Below are 14,856 nucleotides of genomic sequence, written 5' to 3' on the forward strand. Positions count from 1 at the left end.
TGCGCCGCCGGCCAATGCCAGCGCGATGAACCTTTCTCTATCCCTGCAGCGGGGCGCATCGGCGCCCGGCGCCGGCGGCTGCTGGACCACAGTCCAACGCACGCCTCATTGAAGACTGGCAGCAGTGCCGGAGCGACTGCATTCCGCTGCACCGGCTGACCGCGCCCTGCTTCAACCGCTACATTGAAATCCGCCGAATGCCGCATGCAGCCGCGGCACCCGCACTACACCCCCGCGCAGTTCCCCCTGTGCCAGTCATGACTCAGGCCGGACAAATCTCACATGCAACCAATTGATTTGCATAGTCAAACCAAATCGAAAGAAATGATTGACCGTACATTTCGGGAGCAATCATCTACCGGTCCGGCTGTACCACGCTAGGTGTATGTTCGCCTTGGCGATGCGGATTTGAGCACAATCGTTTTGCTTGAGAGGCCGCCTTCGAAATGGCAGGGTGTGCGCTCTGCAACGGAGAGCACCACCATGGCTGTCACCCTGTCGCCCCAGGTGCTGGTGCGCATGTTTGATCCATTACCCGACGTGGTTTTTTTCATCAAGGACACCGAGTGCCGGTATACCCACGTCAACCAGACCTTGATGCAGCGGCTTGCCAAGAAGAGCCGCGAGGAAATCGTCGGCAAGAGCGTGTTGCAGTTGTACCCGGCGCATCTGGCCGCACGCTATATCCAGCAGGATCAGCGTGTGCTCGGTGGTGAGGTCATCGAGGATCTGCTCGAGCTGCAGCTGTATGCCAACCGCAGCCCCGGCTGGTGCCTGACGCTGAAGCAACCCTTGGTGGAAGACAACCGCATCGTCGGCCTGATCGGCATTTCCCGCGATCTGGGCCAGCCTGACCGCGAGCATTCCTCGTTCCAGCGGCTGCTCGAAGCAGTTGAATACATGCAGGCGCACTTCCACGAACCGCTGCGGGTGCGCACGCTGGCCGGCAAGAGCGGAGTGTCGGTGGCGCAGCTGGAACGGTTGTTCAAGAAAGTATTCCAGCTCACCCCGCAGCAGCTGCTCACCAAGTTCCGGATCGACGCAGCCACGCGCATGTTGTTCACCGGATCCAGCATTGCCGGCGTCGGCCAGGCCTGTGGGTTTTCCGATCAGAGCGCCTTCTCGCGTCAGTTCAAGAACACCGTGGGTATGACCCCTCGCGACTACCGCGCACTGGCGCAGACGCCGCGCTAGCCGGGACACGCTGGCTGCATGCAGCAGCCAGCGTCATCAACAGCGTATTGCACCGCACTCAACGCGACAGCGACAGCAGTGCCGGCGCGATTGCCGCCCCCAGTGTCTGGCCGTGACTGAGTCCCGGCAAACCCTGCTTTTCAACATCCAAGCCATGCATCTCACGCAACGCGGCATCCAAGCGTGCAGCTGCCTGCGCGTTGCCTGCAGCACGTGCCGCATGGTCGGTACTGCGCTGCGCCGGCTTGCCAGCGGCAGGCCTGCCCTGGATCAGCAACAGCTTGGCCGGCGCCGCCAACGGAACGGCGTGATGTTCGAGCTCATCGACGATGAAACCGTCTGCCCACCACAGCGAAGGATCCACTGCGACATAGTCACTGAACGCAGCGGGCCGCCGCGCCAACGCGTGCAACACGAAGAGCCCGCCATAGGAGTGGCCCCACAACATCTGCCGCGCAGGGTCGAGGTTCGCCTTTGCGGCCACGGCAGGCTTGATCCGGCTTTCGATCAGATCGAGGAAGGCGTCGGCACCGCCACTGCGCCGCTGCACGTTCATTACGTCGAACTCCTCGGCCTTACCCGGCGTTCGCCGCGGGGTGTAGTCGAAGCTGCGCGCCGTTCCATCGATGCGCAGATCATTGTCGTGGGCAATCAGCGCCAGCACCGGTGGCCGCGGCTGCGCCGCCAGCCGCTGCAACAACGCCGCATCCAGCTCCATCAGTGCCGCATTGCCGTCCAGCAGATAGGCAACCGGGAATCCCTGCGCGGGAGCTGACGCACGCGGTAGCGCCAAATGCACCCGGTAATGACGCTGGCCATCGGCGGAACTGATCCGCAGCTGCTCGAAGCGATAGCCCTGCAGCGTGGCATCGGCCACCGTGACGCCGACCCGCGCGGTCGGGTCAGGTTGCGCCGATGCCAACGGCATCCCCATGGCGGCGACCGTCAACACGACGGCCGCCGCTGCAAGCCTGAAGGTACGCATCAGAAGCCGACGCTCAGGTTCACCCAGTAGCTGCGGCCGGGTTCGTTGTAGGTATCGGCACCTGCGCCGGTGGCACTGGTGCTGGTGGTGCCTTCGCGGAACAGGCGCTTGTCGAACAGGTTGTTGATGCCGCCACCCAGCCGCACCTTGGGCGTGATGCGGTACTGGCCGCCCAGGCTCCACAGGTCATAGGCCGCACGGGTATCGCGCGGCAGCAGCGCACCGGTGGTGTTGGATTGCGTAGCCGATTCCTGCTTGCCGTAGAAGGTGCCGGTCAGCATGAACGACAACTGCGCATTGACCTGCCAATCCAGGAAGGTGTTGACGGTGTACTCGGGAATGATGGACAGCGGCTGGTCGGTGGTCTTGTCGACGTTCTCGATCATCCAGGTCACATTGGTATTCCACGACAGCACATCACCGCCACCGAGCAGCGGCACCTTCACGTTGCCTTCGACACCACGGATGATGGCTTCCGGTGCATTGGTCCACTGGAACACCTGGCCCTTGGTGTCATTGGTGATGCCGATACGGTTCTGGCCGGCAACGATCTTGTCCTTGTAGTCGTTGTGGAAATACGTCACCGAGGCATGCCAGCCGTTGTCCGGCGCCCATTCAATGCCGATTTCCTTGTTGATGCTGGTTTCCGGATCCAGGTCCGCGTTGCCCATCACGTAGCAGCCCGAGCCCAGGTTCGGGTTCAACACCGGGCAGCCATTGCCGCGTGTGTAGTAGAGGTAATCCGGGTTGGCCTGATAGAGATTTGGCGCCTTGAACGCACGCGCGATGCCGCCCTTGATAGCCCAGTCCTGCGCCAGCTTGAACTGCACGTTGAGGCTAGGGCTGAGGTTGTTGCCGAACTGCGAATGGTGGTCGAAACGCAGGCCCGGCGTCAGCGTCCAGCGTTCACCGATGTACAGATTGTCCTCGACGAAAACCGCCGCGAACTGCTGGTCACTCTTGCCGGTGCGCACACCTTCATAGCCGGGGATACCGCCACCGCTGCTCGAACTCTGGGTGACCGAGTAAGGGTCATCCAACTTCATGTCGCGGTATTCGAAGCCCAGCGTAGCGACCTGCTCGATACCTCCCCAGTTCAAGGGCACGTTGATCTCGCCATCCACGCGCGCGGAAGTGAGCTCGGAGGTGGAGAAGCTCGCACCTTCAGTGATTGATCCTTCCGGGCCGCCGGCCAGACCTTCGTTGAGGCGGGTATTGTCGGTGTCGTCGTAGGCCGCGGTGATACGCGAGCTGCCCCAGTCATAGCTGCCACGATGGGTGAGGCCGAACGAGCGGCGCAGCATGACGTTGGTCTCGGCACCGTACAGTGCATTCAAACGCTCGAAACCATCCCCGCTGACGCCGCGTTCGCCCGAATAGATATTGCCCTGGCGGCTGACGCTGGCATCCAGTTCCAGCACATGGTTGTCATTGATGTCGTAACGCAGCAGGCCGCTGACATCACGGTTGCGCACGCCTTCGCGGCCCGCCGGTGGAGTTACACCGGTAGCGAAATCCTTGTTGAGATACAGCGAATCCGGCTCGGTCTTGTTGACGTTGCCGAACAGACGGAACGAGAGCTGCTCGCTCAACGGGCCGGACAACTGGAAGCCCACGCGTTCGCTGTCGCCTTCCTCGCTGTGCTCGGCCTGGCTGCCATACAAGGTCAGCGAGCCGGTGAGATCACCGGTCGGCTTCTTGGTGATGATGTTGACCACACCGCCGGAAGCGCCGGAGCCGTAACGTGCTGCTGCCGGGCCGCGCAGCACTTCGATGCGTTCCACCGCTTCGGCCGGCACCCAGTTGCTGTCGCCGCGGCTGTTGCGTTCACCGCTGCGGCCCATGCGCACCGAGTCACGCGAGCTGACCGGGCGGCCGTCGATCAGGATCAAGGTGTTCTCCGGACCCATGCCGCGGATGTCGATCTGGCGGAAGTTGCCGTAGGAACCGGACGCGGTATTGCCGGTCAGATTGATGCCGGGCATGCGGCGGATGACTTCAGACAAGTCATTGGCCGGCGGCAGGCGCTCCAGGTCCACCGCGGTGATCACCGAGCTGCCCAAGGCCTGCTTGGCGATCTGCTCGGCGGTGACGTGCACGGTGTCGATGTCGGTGGCATCGGCTGCAGCGTCAGCCATTGCCGGCCCGGCAATCAATGCCGACAGGGCAAGCGCAGCGGCCAGCGGACGACGGGACAAAGGAGCACGCGCGGACAACCGCGACGAAGAACGACGGGACATGGGGGAAGCCTCTCGACAGTGGGGATGCGCCCCCCTGGCGAACAGCTTGAGGAACGACGGATATCGAATGCAGCTGCCGGAATCAAACGCCAGGCACGCTGCTGATGGCTGCATTCTACATCAAATGAGAATGATTATTGATAACTGTCGGAAATGAGGCTGTGGCCCCTGATTTGTAGGAGCGGCATAAGCCGCGAAGCTGACACCAATGAAGTCGCAGGATTATCCGCATTCGGATAGTCCATCAGCTTCGCGACTTACGCCGCTCCTACAAAAGCCCAGCTACGCGACGATCGTCAGCAACTCGCGCATATCGTCGATCACCGCCACTGCATCGGCTGCGTCCAGGTCCAGGTCACGCGAATAGCCATAGCGCACCAGCACGATCGGCATGCGGGCGTTGTTTGCCGCGCCCAGATCGGTGCCCGAATCCCCCACCATCAGACAGTTCGCTACCGGCTGCTGCAACAACTCGGCCACATGCAACAACGGCTCCGCGTGCGGCTTGCGCTGCGGCAGTGAATCGCCACCGATGATGTGGGCAAAGAATCCGGCAATGCCCAGATGCTGCAACAACGGCGGTACCAGCGCTGCCGGCTTGTTGGTGCAGATGGCCATCGGCAGGCCGCGTGCCTGCAGTGCGCTCAGGGCTTCGCCGACACCGTCATACAGGCGCGGGCTGCGCAGCAGGCACGCTGTGTAATGCCGCATGAAAACCGGCATCGCCGCATCCAGCTCCAATGCACTGCCGGCATGCGCCAACGCGGTAGTCATCAACTTGCGTACGCCCTCGCCTATCCAGCTGCGTACCGTTGCCTCCGATACGCGCGGCAACGCCAGCTCTTCCAAGGTGAGGTTCACTGCCTCGGCGATATCACCCGCGCTGTCTACCAGCGTGCCATCCAAATCGAACACCAAGGCTTTGATCGCCACGCATCCACACTCCCAGACAATGAGTCATCGATTGTAACGGCGCAGGCCCGCGCAAAGAATGTGCTCATTCCAACGCTATGTTGCGGAACAGATCACCCTGCACTACGACTTCGTCACGGTCACGGAAGCCCGACAAACCCACGCCCACCAGCCGATAACGCGTATCCGCCGGCAGCTGCACGCGCTGGCACAGCGCCAATGCGATGTCACGCAGTTCCTCGACCGAGCCCGGCGGCGTATCCGGTGTATAGCTGCGGGTAAGAAGGCGGAACTGCGCCGTCTTCAATTTCAGCACGACGGTATGGCCGATGCGCTCGGTGCGCCCGGTGGCACGCCAGGTGCGCTCGGCCAACTGGGTGATCGCCTCGTCGAACTCGCCCATGTGCAGATCTTCGGCAAACGTGTCTTCCGAGGAAATCGACTGCACTGGCTGGTCCGGCTCCACCGGCCGATCATCGATGCCGCGTGCGCGCCGGTACAGGCCGCCGCCGAAACTGCCGAACAAGGCCTGCAACTGCTCAAGTGGCAGCGCACGCAGATCACCCACGGTCACGATGCCCAGCGCCGACAGCTTGCCCTCCATCACCTTGCCCACACCCGGCACCCGCTTGACCGGCAAGGGCGTCAGGAACTGCTCGACCCGCGACGGTGGCACCACGAACTGGCCATCCGGCTTGCGCCAGTCCGAGGCCACCTTGGCCAGGAATTTGTTGGGCGCAATACCGGCCGAGGCGGTCAGGCCGGTGGTCTCGCGGATCTGTGCGCGGATGGTGCGGGCAATCTCGGTGGCGATGCCACCGCAACTGGGCGAATCACTTACATCCAGATAGGCCTCATCCAGCGACAGCGGCTCCACCAGCGGGGTGTGACCCAGGAAGATCTCGCGGATCTGCCGTGATACCGCCTTGTAGCGGGCAAAGTCCGGCGGCACGAACACCGCATCCGGGCACAGCCGCTCGGCGCGCAACGCCGGCATCGCCGAGCGTATTCCGAACTTGCGCGCCTCATAGGACGCCGCGCACACCACCGAACGCGCCCCGCGCCAGGCCACCACCACCGGCCGTCCGCGCAAACCGGGGTCATCACGCTGCTCCACGGACGCGTAGAAGGCGTCCATGTCGACATGGATGATCTTGCGTTGTGGGCTCAAGGCAACAGTCCGAAAAGGTCGTCAACATGATAGCTGTTGTCGCTAAATGCACACTTGTCCTCACAAATGTACTTATTCATACCTCCCGTAACAGCCCGCGAACGGCGCTTATCTGCAGCTAACATACGCAACCGTCCAGTTAAAACATTTGATTGAACGGCAATGCTGCAGCATGCTCGGCGGCTCGCAAAGGCTTTGGATTACCCCGGATGACCCGTCTGCATGCTTTCACGCGCGACCAGCTGCTGGCCAGCGCGCGTGGCGAACTTTTCGGCCCCAACAAGGGCCGCCTGCCCAACGACCCGATGCTGATGTTCGACCGCATCACCGAGATCCGCGAGGACGGTGGCGCCCACGGCAAGGGCCTGATCCGGGCAGAACTGGATATCCGTCCTGACCTGTGGTTCTTCGGCTGCCACTTCATTGGCGACCCGGTGATGCCGGGCTGCCTGGGCCTGGATGCCATGTGGCAGCTGACCGGCTTCTATCTCACCTGGCTGGGCGCCGAAGGCCGCGGCCGTGCGCTGGGCTGTGGCGAGGTCAAGTTCACCGGCCAGGTGCTGCCCAGCGCCAAGCTGGTGCAATACGAAATCGATGTCTCGCGTGTGATCAACCGCAAGCTGGTGATGGCACAGACCGACGCCCGCATGCTGGTCGACGGCCGCGAGATCTATTCCGCCAAGGACCTGCGCGTAGGTCTGTTCACCTCAACCGAGAGCTTCTGATGCGTCGTGTCGTCATTACCGGCATGGGCATCACGTCCTGCCTTGGCAACGATCTGGACACCGTCTCCAGCGCCCTGCGTGACAGCCGCCCTGGCATCGTCGCCCTGCCCGACCATGCCGAAGCCGGCCTGCGCAGCCAGGTTGGCGGCAAGGTCGATATCGACCTGGACGCCCAGGTGGACCGCAAGCTCAAGCGTTTCATGAGCGATGCGGCCGCCTTCAGCTACGTCGCCATGCGTGACGCCATCGCCGATGCCGGCCTGAACGAAAGCCAGGTCAGCAACGTGCGTAGCGGCCTGATCGCCGGCTCCGGCGGCGGTTCCAGCGAATGGCAGGTGGAAGCGGCCGATCTGCTGCGCAACCGTGGCGTGCGCAAGGTAGGCCCGTACATGGTGCCGCGCACGATGTGCTCGACCGTGTCGGCCAACCTGGCCACCGCTTTCAGCATCAAGGGCCTGAGCTACTCGCTGTCGGCGGCCTGCGCCACCTCGGCACATTGCATCGGCGCAGCTGCCGACCTGATCCGTCACGGCGCACAGGACGTGATGTTTGCCGGCGGCGGTGAAGACCTGCACTGGTCGATGAGCGTGATGTTCGACGCCATGGGCGCACTGTCCACCAGCTTCAACGAAACCCCGAGCACCGCATCGCGTCCTTACGACGCCAACCGCGACGGCTTCGTCATCGCTGGCGGCGCCGGCATGCTGGTGCTGGAAGACTACGACCACGCCGTGGCTCGTGGCGCGCGCATCTATGCCGAGCTGGTTGGCTATGGTGTGACCTCCGACGGTGCCGACATGGTTGCCCCGTCCGGCGAAGGCGCCGTGCGCTGCATGAAGATGGCGATGGAAGGCCTGGACCGACCGATCGACTATCTGAACACTCACGGCACCTCGACCCCGCTGGGCGACGTGACCGAGCTGGGCGCAGTTCGCCAGGTGTTTGGTGATGCGGTGCCGCCGCTGTCTTCGACCAAGGCGCTGTCGGGCCATTCGTTGGGCGCAGCCAGCGTGCACGAGGCGATCTACTGCCTGCTGATGATGCGCGATGGCTTCATGGCCGGCTCGGCCAATATTGAAACGCTGGACGAGCGCGTCGAAGGCTTCCCGATCCTGCGCAAGACGCAGGAAGCGAAGCTGGATACGGTGATGTCGAACAGCTTCGGCTTTGGCGGCACCAATGCGACGTTGATCTTCGGCCGGGTTTGATGGCGGAAAGTTTGATAGCGCAGTGATTTAAAAAAACAGCCGCGAAAGCGGCTGTTTTTTTGTGGATTTTTGCAGCCAACACCCCTCTCCGCTCACAAAGAAGGGGAGCGAAACAAGCGCAAAGGCAAAGCATGGCCAAACCATATCTACCAGATTCAGGCATCCATTTTAAACCGTAATAATTTCGGTCAAGGCAGCCTCGATAGTGCCCTTCACTGAAATTCGCCTGCATTTATGCAACAACCCTATATACCCAATTCAAAAACACCTTGGGTACCGAGTTGCATTAGCTCCCGTACTGCTACATCTTAGGCCAGTTAGGCCAGCATTGCCTCCCATTCCACAAGTCATGATTAGCAAAACTGTAGTCAAGCAAAGAATAATAAATAAGCAGACCGACGGCTTACGAAACTGGCCACGAATGCATTAATGGAATTTCTCAACAACTATCAATTACTTGTAAGCCACAAGCCTGTAAATTCCGCAACTGAAGCCGTGTATGGATCATCCGACTTACTACACCTAGCATCAAGGGATTTCAATGCCAAGCATTTCCGAGATTGCGCCAAACCTAAGACTCGACAAGACCGGAATCTGGTCCGCGGCATCGACCGAAGCTATCTCATACCCGGAAGAAGGCAACCAAGCATGCTTTGAACTGGAGGAATCATCGTTCTGGTTCAAGCACCGCAATGCGTGCATCACGATGGCGGCGACGGTGTTTCCACCGGCCAACAATGGACCAATATTTGATATCGGGGGAGGGAATGGCTTCGTTAGCTGTGGGCTAATCAAAGCTGGATTTGAAACAGTACTGGTTGAACCAGGTCCATCCGGTGCAGCAAACGGAAAATCGCGAGGCATCCCTACCGTGATCTGCGCCACAACGACTGACGCGGGATTCAAGAACTCGACTCTGGATGGAGTGGGCCTTTTCGATGTCATCGAACACATAGAAGAGGATCATAACTTTCTAACTTCGATAAGGAATCTCCTCAAGCCCAACGGACGCCTCTATGCCACCGTGCCGACTTACTCCATGCTGTGGTCCGAAGAAGACGAACTTGCAGGTCATTTCCGCAGGTATACACGCGATTCCATTTGCTCTGTGATCGAAGGAGCTGGCCTGAAGATAGACTACGCAACGTATTTTTTTCGCCCGCTTCCCGCCCCTATCTTCTTGCTTCGCTCGTTGCCACACCGCCTTGGCGTTAAGCGGACTCCAAACCAAGAAGCTGCTAACGACCACAAGGCCGGCATCGGCGCTGCACTGATGGACGGTTTGTTAGAGAGAGAAATCCGGAACATCAGCCACGGCAGAACCATGTCCTTCGGTGCGAGCTGTTTGGTGGTGGCGAGCGCACGCTGACACCGAAAAGACGCCACACGTGAATGCCCCACTTCCTTCACCTTGGCGGAAGAGGAAGTGGGGGAAAAGCGATAGCTAAGGCGCCAGAGCGGCACTGCTCAGTCGTAATTGCTCAACGCCAACGACAACAGCGCCTTGGCCTGCTCGCGCAAAGACTGCGGTTCCACAATCTCCGCATCAGAGCCGTAATGCAGTACGTCCATCAGCAGCTCACGCGAAACGCTGTAAGGCAGCTTCAACTCATAGCGTCCGTCCGCAAGGAAACGCCCCTGCTGCTTGGAATGCCAATGTTCATCAGCCACCCAACGCGCGGCTTTGGCACTGAACACAATAGTTGCCCAGCCCTTGGGGGCACCCGAAAAAATGCCGTAGCTGGCCGCCAGCTGCTCATCCAGCTCGCTGTCGGCAACATCACGCGCCGGCTGGTCCAGCAAGCGCGCCTGATGGATGCGGTCGACCGCAAAGCTGCGCACCGCCTCGCGATTGTGATCCCAGGCGTCCAGATACCAGTTGTCGCGGTAATGGGTAATGCGTTGCGGCGACACCGTGCGCCGGGTCGCCTCATCCGTGGAGCGCGCGCGGTACTCGAACGACAGCTGCTTGCGCTCCAGCACCCCCGAGGCCACCGTGCGGAAACTGGCTTCGTCCAGCTTGCGGCCACGGTGCGGAATCACCCGTACCCGCTCCACCGGCCAATGCGAGGCACCAGCCTGGGCAGCCAGCAAACCCTCGATGCGCTGCTGCAGCGGTGCCAGCATCGACGACAAGACTCCGCCGCCGGTACGCGACAACAGGTGCTGCGATGCCAGCAAGGCATGCAGCTCCTCCGAGCTCAGCCACAAACCAGGCAGCTCGAAACGGTCGCTTTCACCGCTCTGGTAGCGGAACCCGGCCTCGCCATCGCCCTCCACCGGCGCCATCAGCGCGTCACGCAGGAAGGCCAGGTCGCGGTAGACCGTGGCACGGGAACAGCTCAACTCCTCCTGCAACCGCATCACCGTGACCGGGTAGCGGGCGGACTTGAGCAGACGATGCAGCGCGTTGATGCGTTCATAGCGGTCCATGCCCGGATTATGTCCGACTCGGGGCTGCAATGGAGCAGACCGGCGCCCCGCATAACAGCGAATGAAGCCCCAGCCCCCGTCAGCCTGAGGGTCAGGGACCATCCGGTATCATCCAATCGCCAATCATTCCCGTCTCTCCCATGGAGATCCCCCTGATGTCCCTGCGTGTTTCCCTACTGCTGCCGTTGCTGCTGGCCGCCCCGCTGGCCTGGGCCGACGACGCTTCCGAGCTTGCCGCCATGACCTCCCCCTGGAGCGGCAGCGGCGGTGAGCTGGGCTTTGCCTCGGCCCACGGCAACAGCACCACCGAAAGCTTCAACGGCCGTCTAAAGCTTCGCTACACCGATGATGACTGGATCCACACCATGGACCTGTTCGGCCTGCGCTCCAGCGCCGAGTACACCGAAACCGCCGATGACGGCAGCACCACCCGCAAGCGCCAGACCACCGCCAACCGTTACACCGGCAGCGCCGGCAGCGCCCTGCAGCTGGGCGAGCACCGCCAGCTCACCGCCACGGTGCGCTACGAAAGCGATGACTTCGCCACCTATGACCGCCAGGCCAGCTTCGGTCTGGGCTACGGTACCCGGCTGATCGATGGGGAACGCCTGATCCTGGATACGCAGATCGGCCCCGGTGTGCGTCGCTCGCACAACGCCGACACCGACGAAGACCGCACCGGCCTGATCGGCCGCGGCCTGTTCGACCTCAAGTACTCCCTCACCGAGAACACCGAACTGGTCAACTCGCTGCTGGTGGAATCGGGCTCATACAACACCTTCGCGCAGAATGACTTCGGCGTATCGGTAAGCATGAACAAGCACTTCGCCCTGAAGGCAGGCTGGCAGGCCCGTCACAACAGCGACGTCGCTGAAGACAAGCGCAAGACCGACACCCTGACCACCATGAACGTGGTTTACAGCTTCAAGTGATTCCGGCGTTGTTTGTGGGGGTTGCGCAAGCCGCCTGGCACAGCCAAAAACCCACAGCACCCCTCCCAACCCTCCCCTTGCCTGCGGCAAAGGGAGGGCTCGGCTCCCGGCAAGGTCCAGCACCGTAGTGCCGAGCCATGCTCGGCAGGGGCCTTACCGGCAAACCCGGAACAACCGACATCGGTAGTGCCGAGCCATGCTCGGCAGGGGCATTACCGGTAAACCCGGAACAACCGGCATCCCGGCATCGGTTTTGTGGGAGCGGCGTAAGCCGCGAAGCTGACCATACGTGCCTTGCGCGCCTATACAACCGGCGCTCTCTGCGTTACCTGGCATTTGTGGCTTCGCGGCTTACGCCGCTCCCACAACAGCCACAACAGCCAATACAGCCACCACCCTCAGCGCAGCAACTCGCCAGCGCCGCCTTCCAACAATTGCCGCGCCACTTCACGGCCCACGGCCTCCGGGTTGCTTGCCGGACCCTGCGCTTGCGCACGTACCACGCGGCCATCGGCCACGCCGCCGACCAGGCCCTGCAGCCACAGGTCCTCGCCGCGCCACTGCGCCAGGCCCGCGACCGGCACATGGCAGCTGCCATCCAGCGCCCGGTTCATGGCCCGCTCGGCTTCCACGCAGCTGCGCGTTGATGCGTCATCCAGCGCCTTGAGCAGGTTGATGGTCGCTGTATCTTCCGCCCTGCATTCGATCGCCACTGCAGCCTGTGCCGGTGCCGGCAGCCACTGCGGGGCACGCAGACGGTCACGGATACGCGCGCCCAGTTCCAATCGCTCCAGGCCAGCGCAGGCCAGGATGATGGCGTCGTATTCGCCTGCATCCAGTTTGGCCAGCCGCGTATTGACGTTGCCGCGCAGGTCACGCGATTGCAGGTCCGGGCGCAGCGCGCGCAGCTGGGCCTGACGACGCAGCGACGAGGTGCCCACGCAGGCGCCCTGCGGCAGGCTTTCCAGCGAAGGATAGTGATTGGATACGAAGGCGTCGGCGGAGTCGGCACGGGTCAGGATCGCCGGCAGTGCAAAGGGCGGCTCCAGCTCCATCGGCACGTCCTTGAGCGAATGCACCGCGCAGTCGGCATCGCCGCGCAGCATCGCCACTTCCAGCTCCTTCAGGAACAGGCCCTTGCCGCCAATGGCAGCCAGCGAACGATCAAGGATTTCATCGCCGCGCGTGCTCATCGGCACAAGCTCCACCTGCAGCCCCGGATGGGCCTGGCGCAGACGGTCGGCAACGTGTTCGCTCTGCCACAGGGCAAGCGGGCTCTTTCGGGTGGCGATACGCAGGATGCTCATGCCGCCATTATCGCCGCTGCCAGCGGCCGGGTCACCGCCGTTCCAGTTCAGTCTTCAGCCCGGCCACGCAGCGGCGGCTGATTTCCAGCGGCTGCGGGACATCCCGCAACACCGCCTGCACCTGCCCGGCTGGCGTACGCCGCACTTCCTGCAGCCGATCGCGGGCAATCAGGCAGTTGCGATGGATGCGGATGAACCGCCCGGAAAACTCGTCTTCCAGCGAACGCAGCGATTCCTCGATCAGATCCTCGCCACGCAGATGGTGCACCACCACGTACTTCTCCTCGGCCTGCAGGTAGAGGATGTCCTCCACCGGCACCAGCCGCAGGCTGCCACGCAAGCGCGCGCACAGTACGCGTCTTGCCGAGGTGGCCGCAGCCGGCGCGGCGCTAAGGCGGCCGGCGATGAAGGTACGGGCGCGTTCCACTGCTGCGACCAGGCGTTCGGCCCGCACTGGCTTCATCAGGTAGTCAATCGCCGCCGCTTCAAAGGCGGACAGGGCGTGGGCGTCGTAAGCGGTGCAGAACACCACGGCCGGGCGCGGTTCGAAGCCGGCCAGGTGGCGGGCAACTTCAAGGCCATCTATGCCCGGCATGGCGATATCCAACAGCACCAGATCTGGCTGGGTCTGTGCGCAGACATGCAAGGCATCATTGCCGTTGGCGGCCTCGCCCACCACGCTTACCTGCGCAAGCTCGGCCAACAGCGCGCGCAGGCGCTCGCGCGCCAACGGCTCATCATCGGCAATTACTACCCTCACGCCCTCTACCTCGCTCACGGCTCCCCAGTCGTGGCGACATGGTAGCCGGGTTCGCTGCACGCCGCCGTCAACAAACCGACAACTGCGCTGCAGCTCACAAACTGCTCAGGCCTGTGCGAAGCGGGCCTGCAGCCAGTCGCCGAGCGCGTGGATTTCCTCGCCACAGACCTGGTGGGCCATCGGGTAACGCTGCCACTGGACGGCAAAGCCCAGCGTGGTCAGCACCTGCGCGCTGTGCTCGGCGATGGCCAGCGGGATCACCGGATCGGCGCTGCCGTGGGCCATGAATACCGGCTGCGCGGTCGCGCCTTCCACCAGCTGTGCCGGCGCGGCGTCCACTTCCGGCAGATAGGTGGACAAGGCCACCAGCCCAGCGACCGGTTCGCTGCGCTTGAGCCCGGCCGACAGGATGATCGCCCCACCCTGCGAGAAGCCGGCCAGCACGATGCGGTTGGCGGGAATACCGCGGGCCTGCTCGCGGGCGATCAGCGCTTCAAGCTGCTGCACCGATTCGGCCACACCCGTGGCGTCGGCGCGGCTGCGGAAATCCATGCTGACAATGTCGTACCAGGCCCGCATCGGCATGCCGTTGTTGATGCTGACCGGGCGCTTGGGCGCATGCGGAAACACGAAGCGGATGGCAGGCCACTGCGGGCGCACCAGCTCCGGCACGATCGGCGCGAAGTCGTGGCCGTCGGCACCGAGCCCATGCAACCAGATCACCGACCATTCCGGCACCGCGCCGGTTTGCTGCTCCACTGTTTCCAGCATGTCTACAACTCCCAAGGACAAGCCGGGATTATGCCTGCCCGCTGCTTGGATCGCTTGCGATGCGGAGCTGCCGGGCCATGTGGAATAGGAAAGTTGGTTGTAGGAGCGGTGTAAGCCGCGAAGCTGGTGGCGCGGCCGATTGAAGCAAGGCGAGCCGTATCAGTCAGATCGCAGATTGAATGACGGCGGAGTGTTTACCAGCTTCGCTGCTTACGCCG

The 14,856-nt window shown here is 62.5% G+C and carries 13 protein-coding genes; 5 read left to right on the forward strand and 8 right to left on the reverse strand.

Annotation, left to right across the window (positions count from 1 at the left end; all coding sequences use genetic code 11):
- Positions 1-483 precede the first annotated feature (483 nt).
- Complete coding sequence (locus ABE493_RS07300; RefSeq protein ID WP_346498277.1) at positions 484-1,194, forward strand: AraC family transcriptional regulator; 711 nt, start codon at positions 484-486, stop codon at positions 1,192-1,194.
- 58 nt (positions 1,195-1,252) lie between these two features.
- Here the strand turns inward: ABE493_RS07300 and ABE493_RS07305 are convergent, their stop codons facing one another.
- From ABE493_RS07305 to dinB, 4 genes are all read right to left on the reverse strand, one after another.
- Positions 1,253-2,179, reverse strand: coding sequence for an alpha/beta hydrolase (locus ABE493_RS07305; RefSeq protein ID WP_346498278.1), 927 nt, complete (start codon positions 2,177-2,179; stop codon positions 1,253-1,255).
- The gene (locus tag ABE493_RS07310; RefSeq protein WP_346498279.1) at positions 2,179-4,419 is read right to left on the reverse strand and encodes a FepA family TonB-dependent siderophore receptor; all 2,241 of its coding nucleotides are present in this window, start codon (positions 4,417-4,419) and stop codon (positions 2,179-2,181) included. The genes ABE493_RS07305 and ABE493_RS07310 overlap by 1 nt, the downstream gene beginning before the upstream one ends.
- Positions 4,420-4,701: 282 nt before the next feature.
- Complete coding sequence (gene gph, locus ABE493_RS07315) at positions 4,702-5,352, reverse strand: phosphoglycolate phosphatase (protein ID WP_346498280.1); 651 nt, start codon at positions 5,350-5,352, stop codon at positions 4,702-4,704.
- 64 nt (positions 5,353-5,416) lie between these two features.
- Positions 5,417-6,502, reverse strand: coding sequence for a DNA polymerase IV (gene dinB, locus ABE493_RS07320; RefSeq protein WP_346498281.1), 1,086 nt, complete (start codon positions 6,500-6,502; stop codon positions 5,417-5,419).
- Positions 6,503-6,711: 209 nt separating this feature from the next.
- On the opposite strand from dinB, the gene fabA reads away from it, so the two are divergent.
- The 3 genes from fabA (at position 6,712) to ABE493_RS07335 (ending at position 9,804) form a co-directional block, all read left to right on the forward strand.
- Positions 6,712-7,227, forward strand: coding sequence for a 3-hydroxyacyl-[acyl-carrier-protein] dehydratase FabA (gene fabA, locus ABE493_RS07325; protein ID WP_346498282.1), 516 nt, complete (start codon positions 6,712-6,714; stop codon positions 7,225-7,227).
- The gene (fabB, locus tag ABE493_RS07330) at positions 7,227-8,435 is read left to right on the forward strand and encodes a beta-ketoacyl-ACP synthase I (protein WP_346498283.1); all 1,209 of its coding nucleotides are present in this window, start codon (positions 7,227-7,229) and stop codon (positions 8,433-8,435) included. Before fabA ends, fabB begins: the two co-directional genes overlap by 1 nt.
- 541 nt (positions 8,436-8,976) lie before the next feature.
- Complete coding sequence (locus ABE493_RS07335; RefSeq protein WP_346498284.1) at positions 8,977-9,804, forward strand: class I SAM-dependent methyltransferase; 828 nt, start codon at positions 8,977-8,979, stop codon at positions 9,802-9,804.
- Between the two features lie 98 nt (positions 9,805-9,902).
- On the opposite strand, the gene ABE493_RS07340 is transcribed toward ABE493_RS07335, so the two are convergent.
- Positions 9,903-10,868 (reverse strand): helix-turn-helix transcriptional regulator, encoded by a 966-nt coding sequence (locus tag ABE493_RS07340; RefSeq protein WP_062169540.1) that lies wholly within the window; start codon positions 10,866-10,868, stop codon positions 9,903-9,905.
- Between the two features lie 155 nt (positions 10,869-11,023).
- Between ABE493_RS07340 and ABE493_RS07345 the strand changes: the two genes are divergently transcribed.
- Entirely contained in the window at positions 11,024-11,800 is a 777-nt protein-coding gene (locus ABE493_RS07345; RefSeq protein ID WP_346498285.1) for a DUF481 domain-containing protein, read from the forward strand.
- 398 nt (positions 11,801-12,198) lie between these two features.
- Here the strand turns inward: ABE493_RS07345 and hemC are convergent, their stop codons facing one another.
- From hemC to ABE493_RS07360, 3 genes are all read right to left on the reverse strand, one after another.
- Positions 12,199-13,107, reverse strand: coding sequence for a hydroxymethylbilane synthase (hemC, locus tag ABE493_RS07350; protein WP_346498286.1), 909 nt, complete (start codon positions 13,105-13,107; stop codon positions 12,199-12,201).
- A gap of 31 nt (positions 13,108-13,138) precedes the next feature.
- Positions 13,139-13,867, reverse strand: a complete 729-nt coding sequence (locus ABE493_RS07355) for a LytR/AlgR family response regulator transcription factor (protein WP_346498287.1) — start codon at positions 13,865-13,867, stop codon at positions 13,139-13,141.
- Positions 13,868-13,972: 105 nt separating this feature from the next.
- The gene (locus ABE493_RS07360; RefSeq protein ID WP_346498288.1) at positions 13,973-14,638 is read right to left on the reverse strand and encodes an alpha/beta hydrolase; all 666 of its coding nucleotides are present in this window, start codon (positions 14,636-14,638) and stop codon (positions 13,973-13,975) included.
- Positions 14,639-14,856 lie beyond the last annotated feature (218 nt).

This window comes from Stenotrophomonas terrae, from assembly GCF_039674165.1.
GTDB lineage: Bacteria > Pseudomonadota > Gammaproteobacteria > Xanthomonadales > Xanthomonadaceae > Stenotrophomonas > Stenotrophomonas terrae_A.

Coding starts and splice junctions, on each gene's coding strand:
- ABE493_RS07300 (WP_346498277.1), top strand. CDS start 484: ATGGCTGTCACCCTGTCGCCCCAGGTGCTGGTGCGCATGTTTGATCCA.
- ABE493_RS07305 (WP_346498278.1), bottom strand. CDS start 2,179: ATGCGTACCTTCAGGCTTGCAGCGGCGGCCGTCGTGTTGACGGTCGCC.
- ABE493_RS07310 (WP_346498279.1), bottom strand. CDS start 4,419: ATGTCCCGTCGTTCTTCGTCGCGGTTGTCCGCGCGTGCTCCTTTGTCC.
- fabA (WP_346498282.1), top strand. CDS start 6,712: ATGACCCGTCTGCATGCTTTCACGCGCGACCAGCTGCTGGCCAGCGCG.
- fabB (WP_346498283.1), top strand. CDS start 7,227: ATGCGTCGTGTCGTCATTACCGGCATGGGCATCACGTCCTGCCTTGGC.
- ABE493_RS07335 (WP_346498284.1), top strand. CDS start 8,977: ATGCCAAGCATTTCCGAGATTGCGCCAAACCTAAGACTCGACAAGACC.
- ABE493_RS07340 (WP_062169540.1), bottom strand. CDS start 10,868: ATGGACCGCTATGAACGCATCAACGCGCTGCATCGTCTGCTCAAGTCC.
- ABE493_RS07345 (WP_346498285.1), top strand. CDS start 11,024: ATGTCCCTGCGTGTTTCCCTACTGCTGCCGTTGCTGCTGGCCGCCCCG.
- hemC (WP_346498286.1), bottom strand. CDS start 13,107: ATGAGCATCCTGCGTATCGCCACCCGAAAGAGCCCGCTTGCCCTGTGG.
- ABE493_RS07360 (WP_346498288.1), bottom strand. CDS start 14,638: ATGCTGGAAACAGTGGAGCAGCAAACCGGCGCGGTGCCGGAATGGTCG.